This is a genomic window from Acinetobacter sp. P1332 (genome assembly GCF_044057475.1).
GTDB classification, from domain to species: Bacteria; Pseudomonadota; Gammaproteobacteria; order Pseudomonadales; family Moraxellaceae; genus Acinetobacter; species Acinetobacter johnsonii.
In genome coordinates this window covers 504,075-519,598 of sequence record NZ_CP171157.1, presented here as the reverse complement: position 1 = coordinate 519,598, position 15,524 = coordinate 504,075, and the positions used below count along the sequence as shown (strand labels likewise).

Sequence of the window (15,524 nt, the reverse complement as noted above, 5' to 3'; positions counted from 1 at the left end):
ACTTTTAGGTGCATTTTGCGCTATGCTGTGCAACAAACTTTTTAACCATTGTTCTACATACGTATATGACTACTCACATTGACCCTGAATATCAAGCGAGCGCGATTGAACCTACCGTCCAACAAGACTGGGAAGCTCGTAAAGCCTTTAAAGTTGCTGACTCTGTAGAAGGTCCACGTCGTTATATCCTCTCGATGTTCCCTTATCCAAGTGGCAAACTGCATATGGGTCATGTGCGTAACTACACCATTGGTGATGTCATCAGCCGTTTCCACCGCCTTAAAGGGGAAACTGTCCTGCAACCGATGGGTTGGGATGCTTTTGGTTTACCTGCTGAAAATGCTGCAATTGCACACCAAGTTGCACCTGCAAAATGGACCTTTGAAAACATCGCATATATGCGTGACCAATTAAAAAAATTAGGTCTTTCAGTCGATTGGGATCGTGAATTTGCAACGTGTACCCCTGAATACTACCGCTGGGAACAGTGGTTATTTGTACAACTTTATAAAAAAGGCCTTATTTACCGTAAACTTTCAACAGTAAACTGGGATCCTGTGGATCAGACGGTACTGGCCAATGAACAAGTTGAAAATGGTCGTGGCTGGCGCTCAGGTGCATTGGTTGAAAAACGTGATATTCCAATGTATTACTTCCGCATTACTGACTATGCGCAAGAATTATTAGACGATTTAGATACCTTAAAAGATGGTTGGCCACAACAAGTCTTGACCATGCAACGTAACTGGATTGGTCGCTCACAAGGGATGGATATCACCTTCCCTTCAGCGAATCCTGAAATTTACGCAGATGGCCTTACTGTATTCACCACACGTGCTGACACCTTAATGGGTGTGACTTATGTTGCAGTTGCAGCAGAACATCCAATGGCGCTGAAAGCCGCGGAAAATAATGCTGAACTTAAAGCATTTATTGAAGAATGCCGTATGGGTTCTGTGGCTGAAGCTGACCTTGCCACTGCTGAAAAGAAAGGCATGGCAACAGGTCTGTCTGTGAAGCATCCTGTCACTGGCGAAGACATTCCTGTTTGGATTGCCAACTACGTGTTGATGTCTTATGGCTCTGGTGCAGTGATGGCTGTACCTGCACACGACGAACGTGATTTTGAATTTGCCAATAAATACGGCTTAACCATCAAACAAGTGATTGATGCTCAAGGTGCAGACGATGCAGACTTTGATGCTGCACAATGGCAAGAATGGTACGGCTCTAAAGAGGGTAAATTGGTCAATTCTGCTGAATTTGACGGTTTAGACTTTCAAGCTGCTTATGATGCGTTCCTTGCAAAATTAGAACCAACAACTCTTGCAAGCACCAAAGTTCAGTTCCGTTTACGTGACTGGGGTGTATCGCGTCAACGTTATTGGGGTTGCCCAATTCCAATGATCAACTGTGAAAAATGTGGTCAGGTTCCTGTACCTGAAGAGCAACTTCCAGTGGTCTTACCAACTGATGTCGTACCTGATGGCTCGGGTAACCCATTGAACAAGATGCCTGAGTTTTATCAAACCACTTGCCCAAGCTGTGGTGGCGACGCACGTCGTGAAACCGATACTTTAGATACCTTTGTAGAGTCATCTTGGTACTATGCACGTTATGCATCTCCTGATTTTACTGATGGTTTAGTTAAGCCTGAAGCTGCTCAAACATGGCTTCCTGTAAACCAATACATCGGTGGTGTTGAACACGCGATTCTGCACTTACTTTATGCACGCTTCTTCCACAAATTGATGCGTGATGAAGGTGTAGTACAAGGCAATGAACCATTTACCAACCTGTTAACTCAAGGTATGGTTTTGGCAGACACTTATTACCGTGAAGCTGAATCAGGCAAGAAAACTTGGTTTAACCCTGCGGATATCGACCTCGAACGTGATGAAAAAGGGCGTATTCTGTCTGCGAAATACCAAGGTGATGGTCAGGACGTGATTGTTGGCGGCCAAGAGAAAATGTCGAAATCGAAAAATAACGGTATCGACCCACAAGCCATTATTGATCAGTACGGTGCAGATACGGCACGTGTGTTCATGATGTTTGCAGCTCCACCAGATCAATCTCTTGAATGGTCTGATGCTGGTGTGGAAGGCGCAAACCGTTTCTTGAAACGTGTATGGCGTTTGGTTGCAAGCTTCCTTGAAAAAGGCAATGCAGCCTCTGCAATTGATACTGCTCAACTGTCTACAGCAGCACAAGACTTACGTCGTAAAACGCATGAAACCATTCAAAAAGTGGGTGATGACATCGAACGCCGCCATGCCTTTAACACGGCTATTGCAGCAATGATGGAACTGTTAAATGCGAACAATAAGTTTGAAGCGAAAAATGATAATGATGTTGCGGTTGCTCGTGAATCGATTACAACGCTTTTAACTTTACTTGCGCCATTTGCACCACATTTAAGCCAGACTTTATTGGCTGAATTTGGACTGGACTTAACCAGCGTATTGTTCCCGACTGTAGACGAATCTGCACTCACACGTAATACGCAAACGATTGTTGTTCAAGTGAATGGTAAACTGCGTGGCAAATTAGAAGTGTCTGTCGATACATCGAAAGATGAATTGCTTGCACTGGCTAAAGCATTGCCAGAAGTTCAACAATTCTTGACAGGTCCAACCAAGAAAGAAATTGTTGTGCCAAATACATTAGTGAATTTGGTGGTTTAATTCAATCTCCCCTAACCCCTCTTTATTAAAGAGGGGAACTCCTCCCTTTTCAAAGGGAGGTCGGGAGGGATTTCTAAACAAAACCCAAACAAAGCCCGTTGCCAGTCAACGGGCTTTGCACATACAATCACGACATATTATTTTTCTTTTATCAAAAAGAGCAAACAGAGGACAACACATGCATTTAGGCAAACGTTTGGCAGCTATTGTTTTAACTTGTGGCCTAAGTGCTGGCTTGGTCGGGTGTGGCTTTCATTTAAAAGGCACCAATCCAAGCGCAACACCGATTGCTTATTCAAAAATGAATTTGGTGCTTCCGAAGAACACCGATGAACTGCATGAAAAATTGGCCATTTATTTGGGTGCGTCGGGTGTACAGTTGAGCAGTGGTTCAGATGCCTATGTGCTTCGCGTGCTAGACTATAAACCACAGCGTTTAGAGCTGAACGGTAAACTGATTGAAGTATTACTACGCATCAATGTCACCTTCCGTATCGAAGATGCCCAAGGCCGTCCAATCACTGAACCACGCACCGTAGTTGCAACGCGTAGTTATCAATACAACGTTGAAACCGTCAATACCGATGACCAAGAGAAAAACTATTTGAATCAAGTCATCGTGGATGATGTCGCTCAACAAATTGTGCGTCAGATTTCTTCGAACCGCCTACCACCAGCACAGCAGTAAGGTTTATTAACAATGAAACTTGACTATTTGCAAGCCTTAAAACGTGTCGATGAAGCTCGCGGCGCGTGGATTATGCAAGGTCAAGAACCATTGCTTGAGCAAAATTTACTGGATGCATTTCGAGCAAGTTGGCAAAAGCAAGAAATTGAACGACAACGGCATGACATCAGCAATGTCAATGACTGGAAAAATGTCTTTAATGCACTCAACAGCTTGTCCTTATTTTCAAGTCAGCTTGCCATTGAAGTTCATGGCAATATTAAGCCCGATGCTAACGCTTTAAAGTTGCTAAAAAGCTATATCCAAAGCAATGAACAAAACTTGCTTTTGGTGGTGATGCCAAAACAGGACAGCGCCAGCCTAAAAACGGGCTTTTTCCAAACGGTTGAAGCCAATGGAGTGCATGTTGCCCTGACCGCGAATTATCCGCGTGACCGTCAGCAGATTTTAAGCATTGAAGCAGATAAGCTTGGGGTTAAACTGAGTCAGGATGCATGGCAGTGGTTAGAACAACACCATGAACACAACTTACTCGCAGCTAAAAATAGCTTAATGCGTGTCAGCGACACCTTTGCCGAGGTTGAGCTGATTCAGATTGATCATTTACATGCCTGCTTACAAGATCAGTCCCGCTATAGTACTTTCGATTTAAGTGATGCTCTGCTCGAAGGCAATTTGGCGCAATCGATTAAAATTTACCAATACCTGATTGCCTCAGGTGAACCCCTCAGTCTGATTTTGTGGAGTATCAGCAAAGAAATGCGTTTACTCATGCAACTATTTGAGCAACCGCAAAATGCACTACAACTGGGGATTTGGAAAAATAAAGTTAGTGTTTATCAACACGCCTTACGTCGACTGAACCCGCAGTGCTTTTTAACGTGGCCCAGTCTCCTGCTTCGCATTGATGCTTCGATTAAAGGTTTGGGGCATGAAAATGCTGAACATGTCGTGATGCAAGCCATTGCGACGCTCTGTGGAAAATCACTCTTTCCCGCTTAAATTGTAATAATGAGTCTTTTAAAAATAATAATCATTTCTATTTGTTCAAAAAATTCACGATTTATCCGTATTTCGCTTTTATACTATCTGCAATTCTGTTTACTCCCTGATTCCAATGCAAAAAATAAAAGCTGTCAAAATGGTTATCGCGGTACTATGTGTTGCCGTACTTGCTTATGTCGCGTGGACATATTTCAAACCAAAACAAGAACAACCACAGTATATTAGCGAATCTGTCACTCGTGGTGATCTTGAAAATACGGTATTGGCGACAGGTACTTTAGATGCAACTAAACTGGTGAGTGTTGGCGCACAGGTCTCAGGTCAAGTACAGAAAATGTATGTGCAACTGGGTGATGAAGTTAAACAAGGTCAATTGATTGCGCAAATTGATTCAACCACTCAAGAAAACAGCTTCAAAACAGCAGAAGCCAATATTAAAAATTTGCAAGCGCAGCGTCTACAACAAGAAGCCAGTCTTAATGAGGCGCAACTGGCCTATAAGCGTCAACAGCAAATGTATGCGCAAGATGCCACATCAAAAGCAGAATTAGAATCGGCTGAGGCCAGCTATAAAACAGCACAAGCACAGATTAAAGCCATTGATGCACAGATTGAATCTGCAAAAGTAACCAAGTCGACCGCACAAACCAATATCGGTTATACCCGCATTGTGGCACCTACTGATGGTACTGTGGTGGCGATCGTGACTGAGGAAGGTCAAACTGTAAACGCCAATCAAAGTGCGCCGACTATTGTTAAAATTGCAAAATTGCAAAACATGACCATTAAGGCGCAGGTCAGTGAAGCGGACATCATGAAAGTTGAAAAAGGCCAACAGGTGTATTTCACCACTTTAGGTGATGACAGCAAGCGTTATGCTAGCTTACGTCAAGTTGAGCCCGCGCCAGACTCGATTACCGATGAAAGTACCACCAGCACATCAACCAGCACCGCAATTTACTACAATGCTCTATTTGATGTACCCAACCATGATGGCAAGCTACGTATTGATATGACTGCACAAGTCTATATCGTGCTCGATTCTGCAAAAAATGCGTTATTAGTCCCTTCTTCTGCAATTTCCACTCGTCCTGCAAATGCAAAGCGTAACAGCGGTTCAAATACGCAAGCAGCGTCATCGACACAAAGCAAATCGGACTCAGACCGACCTCAAGGTCCGCGACTTGAACGTCTGAATTTAAATGCAGCACAACAACAATTGGTCAAAGAAGGCAAAGCTACGCTGAGCGTAGTTCGTGTCTTACAAGCGGACGGCTCAGCTCAACCCAAACAAATTTTGGTGGGTATCAATAACCGTGTCAATGCACAGGTGCTTGCAGGCTTAAAAGAAGGCGATCAAGTGGTGATTGCAGACAGTTCGGAGAACTCTGCGGCTTCTGCCAATAGCAGCAACCGCCGTCGTAACAGTCCACCAATGGGAATGTAAGCATGACCAAAAAAGCCTTGCTTGAAGTCAGTAATTTGGTGCGAGAGTTTCCAGCTGGCGAAAGTACTGTCCAAATTCTCAAAGGCATTGATCTGACCATTTACGAAGGTGAATTGGTTGCCATTGTCGGCCAGTCTGGTTCAGGTAAATCGACCCTGATGAATATTTTGGGCTGTCTCGACCGCCCAACCTCAGGAAGTTATCAGGTCAATGGTCGCGAAACCGGTAAACTCGAACCGGATCAATTGGCCGAATTACGTCGTGAGTATTTTGGTTTTATTTTCCAGCGTTACCACCTTTTAGGCGACTTAACCGCAGAAGGTAATGTTGAAGTACCTGCCGTTTATGCAGGGGCAACACCGTATGCGCGTAAACAACGTGCCACTGCTTTACTGACAGAATTAGGACTGGGCAATAAAACTCAAAACCGACCAAGTCAACTTTCTGGGGGGCAGCAACAACGTGTCTCCATTGCACGTGCGTTGATGAATGGCGGTGATGTCATTCTTGCTGACGAACCGACAGGTGCCCTAGACTCACATAGTGGCGTGGAAGTGATGCGGATTTTGCGTGAGTTAAATGCCGCAGGCCATACCATTATTTTGGTCACCCACGATATGCAAGTGGCGAAAAATGCCTCGCGGATTATCGAGATCAGCGATGGGCAAATCATTGCAGACCGTGCCAATCAACCTGAGCACGACACTGAACTACACAGCGACCCTGATGCAGAAACGGCGATTTCTGCCCAACAAGAAAAAAATAAAAGTGTTTCCGCATGGCGTTCCCTACTCGACCGTTTAGGTGAAGCCTTTCGTATGGCAATTTTGTCGATGAATGCACACCGTATGCGAACCTTTTTGACCATGCTCGGCATTATTATCGGGATTGCCTCCGTCGTGACAGTGGTGGCTTTAGGAAATGGATCACAACAGCAGATTTTAAGTAACATCAGTAGTTTAGGCACCAACACCATTACGGTGTTCCAAGGGCGCGGTTTTGGTGATAACTCCAAAACCGCCAACTTTAAAACCCTTGTTCCTGCCGATGCTGAAGCGCTCGCCACCCAACCGTATGTGAGTGCGGTCAGTCCCATGGTGAGTTCATCTAAAACCATTCGCTATCAACAAAGTGAAGCCAATGCCACCATTAATGGTGTCGGTGGCGATTATTTCACAGTGAAAGGCCTGACCTTCAAAAATGGACAAACCTTTGACCAGCGAAGTGTCCGCGACCGCACCCAAGACGTGGTCATTGACACCAATACACAAAAACAGTTTTTTAGTGATGGTAGCAATCCAATTGGGCAAGTCGTACTTTTGGGCAGTGTCCCTGCACGAATTATTGGTGTCGTCGAACCACAAACCAGTGCTATGGGTTCCGATGATACTTTGAATGTATATATGCCCTACACTACGGTCATGAGTCGTATGCTCGGTCAAAGTAATGTGCGTAATATCGTGGTGCAAATCAACGATAAGTACTCCACCAGCGCGGCTGAAAACGCAATTGTGAACTTACTCACCTTGCGTCATGGTCAACAAGATGTGTTCACCATGAACAGTGACAGTATTCGCCAAACCATTGAAAAGACCACCAGTACCATGACTCTGCTGGTTTCCGCAATTGCCGTGATTTCTTTGGTGGTAGGTGGTATCGGTGTAATGAATATTATGTTGGTTTCAGTGACCGAACGGACGCAAGAAATTGGGGTTCGGATGGCGGTGGGTGCACGTCAAAGTGATATTTTGCAGCAGTTCCTGATTGAAGCCATTTTAGTCTGCCTGATTGGTGGCGTGTTAGGCGTGTTGCTCTCGCTGGGTCTAGGACAAATCATTCAAAAATTTGCTGGGGGTAATTTCGGGGTTGCCTACTCAACCACCTCGATTATCGCCGCATTTGTATGCTCGACTTTAATTGGTGTGGTGTTTGGTTTCTTGCCTGCCAAAAATGCAGCCAAACTCGACCCTGTTGCAGCACTTGCCAGAGAATAAGGAAAAAATATGTCTTTTTTATTAACGCGCCTTTGTACCGCGATGCTGCTTGGCAGCACGTTGGTTGGCTGTGCAGCTGTGGTTAAAACACCTTATCAAGCGCCAGCGGTACAGACGCCATCTCAGTTTCAATACGACAAAGCAACATCGCAACAACGTCAACAAGCCTTGTATGCCGATCAATGGTGGACGTTATTTGGCGATGCACAACTCAATCAACTGGTCGATGCTGTGCTAGCAAAAAATGCCGATTTAGCCGTTGCAGGGATGACCTTAAAACAAGCGCGCTTACAAGCAGAACTGGCCGAGAATCAACAAAAGCCGCGGGTGAGTTCTACAGTATCTACAAGTCATGTTTTTGATCTTAATGATGGAAGTGATACATCAAGCGGGCTATCTGCCAAAGCTGGGCTCAGTTATGAAGTCGATTTATTTGGTAAATTGGCTCGTCAAACGGAAGCAAAGAGATGGGAAGCACTAGCGACTGAGCAAGATTTGCAAGCGACCGCACAAAGCTTAATTGGCACCACGGCGAAGTTATATTGGCAGTTGGCCTATTATAATGAAAGCCGTACAACTGCCGAGCAAAGCCTTGCGACCTCACAAAAACTGTATGACTTGGTTAAAGTTCAGTATCAAGCTGGGGCTGTATCAGGACTGGACTTAACTCAAGCTGAACAGTCAGTACAAAGTCAAAAAGCCAGTCTGAGTCAAATTCAGCAAAGTTTGGTCGAGACCCGTACCGCAATTGCCGTGTTACTACATATGCCTGTGCAGCAGTTGAGTATTGATGAACCTCAGCGTTTACCACGCTTAGCTTTGCCTAGTATTACTGCGGGCTTACCTGCCGACATTTTGTCGCGCCGTCCAGACTTAAAAGCGGCTGAGCTGCGTTTACGTGAGAGTTTAGCGACCAAAGATGCCACCACGGCGAGCTACTATCCTTCGATCAGCTTGACTGGGAATCTTGGTTCAAGCAGTACCTCGCTAACGCAACTGCTCAAGAACCCAGCCCTAACCTTAGGCGCGAGTTTAAGTCTGCCGTTCTTGCAATATAACGACATGAAACGCGACCTTGCGATTAGTCAATTGGACTATGAAAAAGCTATCGTGCAATATCGTCAGACCTTGTATCAAGCTTTTGCCGATGTAGAAAATGGATTGTCAGCACGTACTGAACTCAGTCAACAGGTACAATTGCAACAACGCAATTTGGAGCTTGCTGAAAAGGTAGAACGCCTGACTCAAGTGCGTTATCGCTATGGTGCCGTAGCTTTAAAAACCTTATTGGATCAACAAGAAACCACGCGCACTGCGCGCTTAACCTTGGTCAATACCAAACAAAGTCAATACAACGCCTATGTGACGTTGATGCAAGCACTCGGTGGTAGCCCGATTCAACAGCTTCCTAAATAAAAAGCAGCATAAAAAAACGGCACATCATGTGCCGTTTTTTAAAGTTTTTGGCTCATTTTTAATGAGCTAAGAACTTTTGATTTTACTCATCAAATTTTATGCATTGACGTAAATATTTCTGTTTTATATGCTGATAAAAATATAGTTAAATCAAATAGAAATTAAATTGGTATATGGCAAGCCTGCCATATAAATCTAGTTAGGTTTAAGGAAATACTGTGAGAAGAAAACAACGTCACTTAAACCAAGTTAAGGAAGATATATCAATACAAGTCCTTCGGGAAAAAATACCAGAAGAATGGGTTGTCCATAGTTACGGTTCAGACTATGGAATTGACTGTGTTGTTGAGCTTTTCGATTACGTTGATGAAAATAGGGATATTGCAGAGACCCTTGGCGAGAACTTCTTTGTTCAGCTAAAAGGCTCAAACCGTATCGAATATACAACAAGAAGAGCCTACGGAAGAGGGAACATTGCGAAAGGCGATCTTGTAGAAGACAAAACAGATTATGTTGATATCCCTGTAGCAAAATTTAAGCTTGAAATGTCTGAAATCCTTACAGTTCAGGCAATGGGTGTTGCAATCCCTGTCCTCCTTATTCTCGTAGATACAGATCTAAGGAAAGCATATTTTATTTGCCTAAATGACTATATAGATAAGGTCCTGATCCCCGAGGACCCAGATTACCTAAATAAAGCATCCAAAGTTATCTACATTCCCCTATCAAATGAAATTGTAAATACCGAAGATAATCTAGTTCCACTCAGAGCTTATGGAAAGCGCTCAAAAATGTATGGTGCTTTTGGTACATTCAACTATCAGCTCAGAGAAATCTGGCGCATCCAAGGACTATCTGCTGCACCCCATGCGGTGCCGCATGAGCAAGCAGTGAATATGATAAAAACATTTATTAGCGTTGCCCTACGGCAAGATATATGGTCTAGTCACGATTTCTGGAAGCCAATGACTTGGAGCTTTTCCGAGCTAAACACTCTAAAAGAAAAAATCAAAAACGGAGTTAAGCCAGAAGATAACTCTCAATTTCTACAATATTGTTCAGGGTTCATCTGGCATCGATTAGCAAATTTGGCAAACATGTATGAAGAATTGGTTAGGGAATGGTTCATGCCAACTTATCTAGCACAAATCACCTCGCTTCCACCAAATGAGGAGGCTTCGTCAAAAGCTGAAGAACCTAACAACTCGCTCAAGGCCGATGCCAAACCGGTGTGACCTTAACTCCAATATTATAATTTTTTGAATTACCTTATCTCCTTAAAAATAAAGCCGCTATCGAAGCGGCTTTATTAAATAATTTAGATTAATCTATAGCTAAATTCTAAAAACACTAGCACATGGAAACATCTGTAAGACCTAATTTCCTATGGTTTTAGGTGTGATAATAAATTAAGTATTCAGCTATAGTTATTCATCATCCATCATTGACTGGCTCATACCAACCGTATTAAAGCCACCATCAACATAAAGGATTTCACCCGTAATACCTGAAGCCCACGGCGAGCAAAGGAATAATGCGGCATTACCGACATCTTCAATGGTCACATTACGTTTAAGTGGTGAAATTTTTTCGTTTACATCTAACATTTTGCGGAACGATTTAATACCTGATGCCGCCAAAGTACGAATTGGGCCTGCTGAAATCGCATTCACACGAATCCCTTCTGCACCCAAGCTAGAAGCCAAGTAACGTACGCCCGCTTCTAGCGAGGCCTTCGCCATACCCATCACGTTGTAGTTTGGCATCACACGCTCAGAACCTTGGTAAGTCAAGGTCAATAAGCAACCTTGACGAACTAAAAGTAATGGCTTCGCAGCACGCGCCATAGCAATAAAGCTATATGCACTGATGTCATGCGCCACTTTAAAACCATCACGATCCGTTACATCGGTAAAGTCACCATCCAATGTATGCGCAGGCGCAAAACCAATCGAATGCACCACACCGTCTAAACCATCCCAATGTTTTGCCAATTCAACAAAAGTTTGTTCAATTTCAGCATCGACAGCCACATCACATGGTAGAACAATCGTTGAGCCAAATTGTGCTGCAAATTCATCTACACGTTTTTTCAGTTTTTCATTTGGATAAGTAAACGCAAGTTCCGCGCCTTCACGGTGAAGTGCTTGAGCAATACCAAATGCAATTGATAATTTACTTGCAATACCTGCTACTAAAAAACGCTTTCCAGCCAATAGTCCTTGTGCCATGTGACTCTCACTCAAAATAATTTATCTGCATAATGCCAAGTTTAAGTTGAAACCGAAATTGCATAATGCGCCTTTTTTCAATTCATCAACATTCAATAACAAATACGCCCCGATGAAGGGGCGTATTTGTTAAAACTGTGGAACTTAGTCGTCACCACGCAGCATGCTGAGTAGGCGTAGGAATGAATAGTACATCCACACCAGAGTCGCTAGTAGTGCAATACCACAAAGCCACTCCATCGCTTTCGGAGCGTGTTGTGCCGCAGCACTTTCAATCAAATCAAAATCTAGAATTAAATTCAGTGATGCAATCACTGCAACAAAAGCAGCAAAACCTAGACCTAATAAGTTGTTTTCAAATAAAAAAGGAATACTTGAACCAAAAGCCAAACGCATGACCATCTGCACCACAAACACAATCGCGATGGCAATCGATGCCGACATCACTACCGATTTGAATTTTTCAGTGGCACGAATAATTTGAAAACGATACAAACCAAACATCACTAAAGTGGTGACAAAAGTTGCCAAGAGCGCTTGTAAAGGTACACCCGGATATTTCAATTGGAAAATAACCGACACCCCACCTAAAAAAGCACCTTCAAACAAGGCATATGGAATGGCAAGGGTAAGTGCGGTATTTGGTTTAAAAGTTGCAATTAGGCCTAAAATCAGACCACCAATCGCACCGACTAAGGTTGCAGCATAAGCCAGCGAAATATTTAAGGTCATGAAACAGTATAAAAACAGTGCCATACCGACCACAGCTGCAATCACTGTAAGTAATACAGACTTTTGAATGGCACCTTGAACAGTCATCGGTTGACTATAGTCCGCATGTGTTTCCACGCGGTTCAAAATAGGGTTATTACTTTGCATAACTCAACTCTTTGTTATAATTTAATTAATTTACTTTATCATAAAGCTTGTTTTAAACTTGTATAGCAAAAAAGTGTTTCTTTTTTCTACACAAATACCCTCAACTCTATTCTATTCGATTTCAATAAAAAAGAGGCTAGCGCCTCTTTCTTTACTACTTATTTATTCATAATAAAAAAGTATTCACGATAATACTTCAGTTCCGCAATCGAATCACGAATGTCATCCATCGCTAAGTGTGAAGCATTCTTTTTCAAGCCACTCATAATTTCTGGACGCCAGCGTTTAGCCAACTCTTTTACCGAAGACACATCTAAATTACGATAATGGAAATATTGTTCCATTTCAGGCATTAAACGGTGTAAAAAACGGCGGTCTTGGCAGATTGAATTGCCACACATTGGTGAGCTTTTTGGATTGACCCATTTCTTTAGAAATTCTAAAGTTTGCTGCTCAGCATCTTGCGCAGTCAATTTACTGCGACGTACACGTTCAATTAAGCCGGATTGACCATGTTGGCGAGTGTTCCACTCATCCATTGCATTCAGCACACGGTCTGGCTGATGTACAGCAAGCACAGGCCCTTCAGCTAAAATATTTAAGTTATCATCCGTCACAATTGTAGCAACTTCAATAATTTGGTCATTATCAGTATCGAGACCTGTCATTTCAAGGTCAATCCAAATCAAACGCGTATCAGCGGTGCTGCTCATAAATGTGCAATCTTATTCGGCTTAAAAACGATGATAGTAGCAAATTAATTGCTTCGATGCTGTAACTGATACCCTGCTTCGTGCTATTTTTGCCATCTTGAATTCATGGTTTTTTAGGATATGAATGGCTTTAATTCGTAAACGTCGTTTAACTGAACAGCAACAACGCCGCATTCAGAAACAACAGCAAACACGTCAAGAAGATATCGACACTTCAAATGATTTAGAAGGCTTGGTGGTACAACACTATGGCCGTCAGCTTGAAGTACAAGCCCTTACGACTCCAAATCCACATCCCATCAAACCGACGGTACAAGCAGGTGAACCTGAACCGTTTTGGAAACCGATTGAACTCGGCAGTATCTGGCGCTGTCATACACGCACCAACCTCGAACTTCTGGTCACAGGTGATCGTGTCAAATGGCAAGCCGACCCAAATACGGGGCTCGGGATCATCAATGCCATACAGCCACGTCAGTCACTACTGACTCGTCCAGACCGTTATCACAAAGTGAAGCCTGTCGCGGCCAATATCAGCCTGATTGTGATTGTGTTTGCGCCACTGCCTGAGCCTGCACCAGGTCTGATTGACCGTTATTTGGTGGCCTGTGCCGATGCCAATATTCCAGCACTTTTGGTGCTGAATAAAACCGATTTGCTCAAAGACAATGACCCGATTTTAGCGTTGATTGCGGAATATCAAGCCTTAGGCTATGAAGTGATGCAAACACAAGCCGATGGTGATTTAACCGCACTGACTCAGCGTTTAAAAAATGAAACCGTGGCTTTTGTTGGCCAGTCTGGTGTTGGTAAAAGCACCTTGATTAATGCCATCGTGCCTGACGCTGCACAAAAAACCAATGTGATTTCTGAAAACTCAGCCTTAGGTCAGCACACCACGACCTCTACCCGTTTGATTGGTTTTGGCGAAGGCGCCTCGCTGATTGACTCACCGGGAATTCGTGAGTTTGGTTTATGGCACTTAGATGCGGACAAAGTACAACGTGGCTTTCCTGAAATTGAAAACTTATTGGGCTACTGTCAGTTCCGTAACTGCACCCATAAACATGAAAAACAATGCGCTTTACGCTTAGCTGCGGCAAATGGTGAAATTTTAACGCGCCGTTTAGACAGCTATTTACGTCTGATTGATGAAATTGCTGAAGCTCAGCAAAAAAATTAATTTTTATTCAACCTTAGCCCTTGAAGCGGTGATTTTGATCACCATATTTTATGAGCTATACTCTCTAGCAATTTTTGAATTGTAATTTAGGTGACTTGTGGAACGTTGGTTCGAGTTTATGGGGAATCACCCCTTCTTATTTGGAACACTTGCGGTATTGGTTGTTTTGTTTTTCGTACTTGAAGGACAACGCAATGGTCGCAAAATTTCACCACAATCTTTAGGTATTTTAGTGAAAGCTAAAAATGCCATGTTGATTGACTTACGTGATGCCAAAGATTTCCGTGAAGGTCATATCAGTGGAAGTCGCAACATTCCCTACAGCCAAATTACAAAACATGCTGAAGAGTTAAAAGCTGCAGATCGTCCACTCGTCTTCATCTGTAATTTAGGCCAAGTGGCAGGTACTGCTTTACAACAAGTTGCACATACTGACAGCTATCGTTTAGATGGCGGGATTAGCAACTGGAAGGCTCAAGGCTTACCACTGGTTAAAGCTAAATAATTTGCACAAGGAGAAACTCATGGCTCAAGTCACTATTTACTCAACGACTGTATGTCCATATTGCGTTCGCGCAAAGCAGCTCCTTGAGCGTAAAGGCGTTGAATATAAAGAAATTAATTTATCTAAAGAAGCGCCAGAAGTCCGCATTGAATTGATGCAACGCACCAATCACCGTACGGTTCCACAAATTTTTATTGATGACCAATTTATTGGTGGTTTTGATCAGCTTTATGCTTTAGAGCGTGAAGGCAAACTCGACCAACTATTGGCATAATTAGCTCAGCATATTAAGGATTAGAAAATGAGTGAAGCTCAACCACAACTTGCTTTAGAACGTATTTACACAAAAGATATTTCTTTTGAAGTCCCTGGGGCGCAAGTTTTTACCAAAGAATGGCAACCAGAGTTGAACATCAACTTGTCATCTTCTGCTGAAAAAGTTGATCCAACTCACTACGAAGTTTCACTTAAAGTGGTTGTACAAGCAAACAATGCAGGCGACACGGCGTTTATTGTCGATGTTACTCAAGCGGGTATTTTCCTTGTAGATGGTGTTGAAGAAGAACGTCTTCCGTACATCTTAGGTGCATATTGCCCGAACATTTTGTTCCCGTTCCTTCGTGAAGCGGTGAATGATATGGTAACTAAAGGCAGTTTCCCACAATTGTTACTTACACCAATTAACTTTGATGCTGAGTTCGAAGCAAATATGCAGCGTGCTCAAGCAGCCGCTGTTGAAGGTCAAGCTTAAAACTTTAAGCCCTTCAAACATAAAA

At 43.2% G+C, this 15,524-nt stretch carries 14 protein-coding genes; 11 read left to right on the top strand and 3 right to left on the bottom strand.

The annotated features are described in order from the left end of the window. Positions 1-65 precede the first annotated feature (65 nt). The 7 genes from leuS (at position 66) to ACFN7Z_RS02485 (ending at position 10,472) form a co-directional block, all read left to right on the top strand. Positions 66-2,687, top strand: coding sequence for a leucine--tRNA ligase (gene leuS, locus ACFN7Z_RS02515; RefSeq protein ID WP_395442577.1), 2,622 nt, complete (start codon positions 66-68; stop codon positions 2,685-2,687). A 178-nt stretch (positions 2,688-2,865) separates the two neighbouring features. Beyond that, complete coding sequence (gene lptE, locus ACFN7Z_RS02510; protein WP_395442576.1) at positions 2,866-3,375, top strand: LPS assembly lipoprotein LptE; 510 nt, start codon at positions 2,866-2,868, stop codon at positions 3,373-3,375. 12 nt (positions 3,376-3,387) lie between these two features. Then, on the top strand, positions 3,388-4,377 hold the full coding sequence (gene holA, locus ACFN7Z_RS02505; RefSeq protein WP_005401715.1) for a DNA polymerase III subunit delta: 990 nt from the start codon (positions 3,388-3,390) through the stop codon (positions 4,375-4,377). A gap of 115 nt (positions 4,378-4,492) precedes the next feature. Beyond that, the gene (locus ACFN7Z_RS02500; protein WP_078388512.1) at positions 4,493-5,827 is read left to right on the top strand and encodes a MacA family efflux pump subunit; all 1,335 of its coding nucleotides are present in this window, start codon (positions 4,493-4,495) and stop codon (positions 5,825-5,827) included. Positions 5,828-5,829: 2 nt separating this feature from the next. Beyond that, the gene (locus ACFN7Z_RS02495; RefSeq protein WP_395442575.1) at positions 5,830-7,821 is read left to right on the top strand and encodes a MacB family efflux pump subunit; all 1,992 of its coding nucleotides are present in this window, start codon (positions 5,830-5,832) and stop codon (positions 7,819-7,821) included. Positions 7,822-7,830: 9 nt separating this feature from the next. Continuing rightward, on the top strand, positions 7,831-9,237 hold the full coding sequence (locus ACFN7Z_RS02490) for an efflux transporter outer membrane subunit (RefSeq protein ID WP_395442574.1): 1,407 nt from the start codon (positions 7,831-7,833) through the stop codon (positions 9,235-9,237). A 218-nt stretch (positions 9,238-9,455) separates the two neighbouring features. Continuing rightward, positions 9,456-10,472 (top strand): DUF4365 domain-containing protein, encoded by a 1,017-nt coding sequence (locus tag ACFN7Z_RS02485; RefSeq protein WP_176538297.1) that lies wholly within the window; start codon positions 9,456-9,458, stop codon positions 10,470-10,472. Between the two features lie 192 nt (positions 10,473-10,664). Here ACFN7Z_RS02485 and ACFN7Z_RS02480 read toward each other — a convergent pair whose 3' ends face one another. The 3 genes from ACFN7Z_RS02480 to orn all read right to left on the bottom strand — a co-directional run bounded on the left by ACFN7Z_RS02480 (position 10,665) and on the right by orn (position 13,060). Continuing rightward, the gene (locus ACFN7Z_RS02480; protein WP_395442573.1) at positions 10,665-11,468 is read right to left on the bottom strand and encodes an enoyl-ACP reductase; all 804 of its coding nucleotides are present in this window, start codon (positions 11,466-11,468) and stop codon (positions 10,665-10,667) included. A gap of 144 nt (positions 11,469-11,612) precedes the next feature. Then, positions 11,613-12,347 (bottom strand): Bax inhibitor-1/YccA family protein, encoded by a 735-nt coding sequence (locus tag ACFN7Z_RS02475; protein WP_395442572.1) that lies wholly within the window; start codon positions 12,345-12,347, stop codon positions 11,613-11,615. A gap of 158 nt (positions 12,348-12,505) precedes the next feature. After that, positions 12,506-13,060 carry an oligoribonuclease gene (gene orn / locus ACFN7Z_RS02470; protein WP_004697635.1) on the bottom strand — a complete coding sequence of 185 codons (555 nt, stop codon included), beginning with the start codon at positions 13,058-13,060 and terminating at the stop codon, positions 12,506-12,508. Between the two features lie 124 nt (positions 13,061-13,184). On the opposite strand from orn, the gene rsgA reads away from it, so the two are divergent. The 4 genes from rsgA (at position 13,185) to secB (ending at position 15,499) form a co-directional block, all read left to right on the top strand. After that, a complete protein-coding gene (gene rsgA / locus ACFN7Z_RS02465) occupies positions 13,185-14,243 on the top strand; it encodes a ribosome small subunit-dependent GTPase A (RefSeq protein WP_126035272.1) in 1,059 nt (352 codons plus the stop codon). Positions 14,244-14,340: 97 nt separating this feature from the next. After that, positions 14,341-14,748: a rhodanese-like domain-containing protein gene (locus tag ACFN7Z_RS02460; RefSeq protein ID WP_004697633.1), complete on the top strand. Its 408-nt coding sequence runs from the start codon at positions 14,341-14,343 to the stop codon at positions 14,746-14,748. Positions 14,749-14,767: 19 nt separating this feature from the next. Beyond that, positions 14,768-15,022, top strand: a complete 255-nt coding sequence (gene grxC / locus ACFN7Z_RS02455) for a glutaredoxin 3 (protein ID WP_004697632.1) — start codon at positions 14,768-14,770, stop codon at positions 15,020-15,022. A gap of 27 nt (positions 15,023-15,049) precedes the next feature. Beyond that, on the top strand, positions 15,050-15,499 hold the full coding sequence (gene secB / locus ACFN7Z_RS02450; RefSeq protein ID WP_004697631.1) for a protein-export chaperone SecB: 450 nt from the start codon (positions 15,050-15,052) through the stop codon (positions 15,497-15,499). Positions 15,500-15,524 lie beyond the last annotated feature (25 nt).

What these genes read in the sequence shown, in the direction of transcription:
- leuS (WP_395442577.1), top strand. Translation starts at nt 66, where the DNA reads ATGACTACTCACATTGACCCTGAATATCAAGCGAGCGCGATTGAACCT.
- lptE (WP_395442576.1), top strand. Translation starts at nt 2,866, where the DNA reads ATGCATTTAGGCAAACGTTTGGCAGCTATTGTTTTAACTTGTGGCCTA.
- holA (WP_005401715.1), top strand. Translation starts at nt 3,388, where the DNA reads ATGAAACTTGACTATTTGCAAGCCTTAAAACGTGTCGATGAAGCTCGC.
- ACFN7Z_RS02500 (WP_078388512.1), top strand. Translation starts at nt 4,493, where the DNA reads ATGCAAAAAATAAAAGCTGTCAAAATGGTTATCGCGGTACTATGTGTT.
- ACFN7Z_RS02495 (WP_395442575.1), top strand. Translation starts at nt 5,830, where the DNA reads ATGACCAAAAAAGCCTTGCTTGAAGTCAGTAATTTGGTGCGAGAGTTT.
- ACFN7Z_RS02490 (WP_395442574.1), top strand. Translation starts at nt 7,831, where the DNA reads ATGTCTTTTTTATTAACGCGCCTTTGTACCGCGATGCTGCTTGGCAGC.
- ACFN7Z_RS02480 (WP_395442573.1), bottom strand. Translation starts at nt 11,468, where the DNA reads ATGGCACAAGGACTATTGGCTGGAAAGCGTTTTTTAGTAGCAGGTATT.
- ACFN7Z_RS02475 (WP_395442572.1), bottom strand. Translation starts at nt 12,347, where the DNA reads ATGCAAAGTAATAACCCTATTTTGAACCGCGTGGAAACACATGCGGAC.
- orn (WP_004697635.1), bottom strand. Translation starts at nt 13,060, where the DNA reads ATGAGCAGCACCGCTGATACGCGTTTGATTTGGATTGACCTTGAAATG.
- rsgA (WP_126035272.1), top strand. Translation starts at nt 13,185, where the DNA reads ATGGCTTTAATTCGTAAACGTCGTTTAACTGAACAGCAACAACGCCGC.
- grxC (WP_004697632.1), top strand. Translation starts at nt 14,768, where the DNA reads ATGGCTCAAGTCACTATTTACTCAACGACTGTATGTCCATATTGCGTT.
- secB (WP_004697631.1), top strand. Translation starts at nt 15,050, where the DNA reads ATGAGTGAAGCTCAACCACAACTTGCTTTAGAACGTATTTACACAAAA.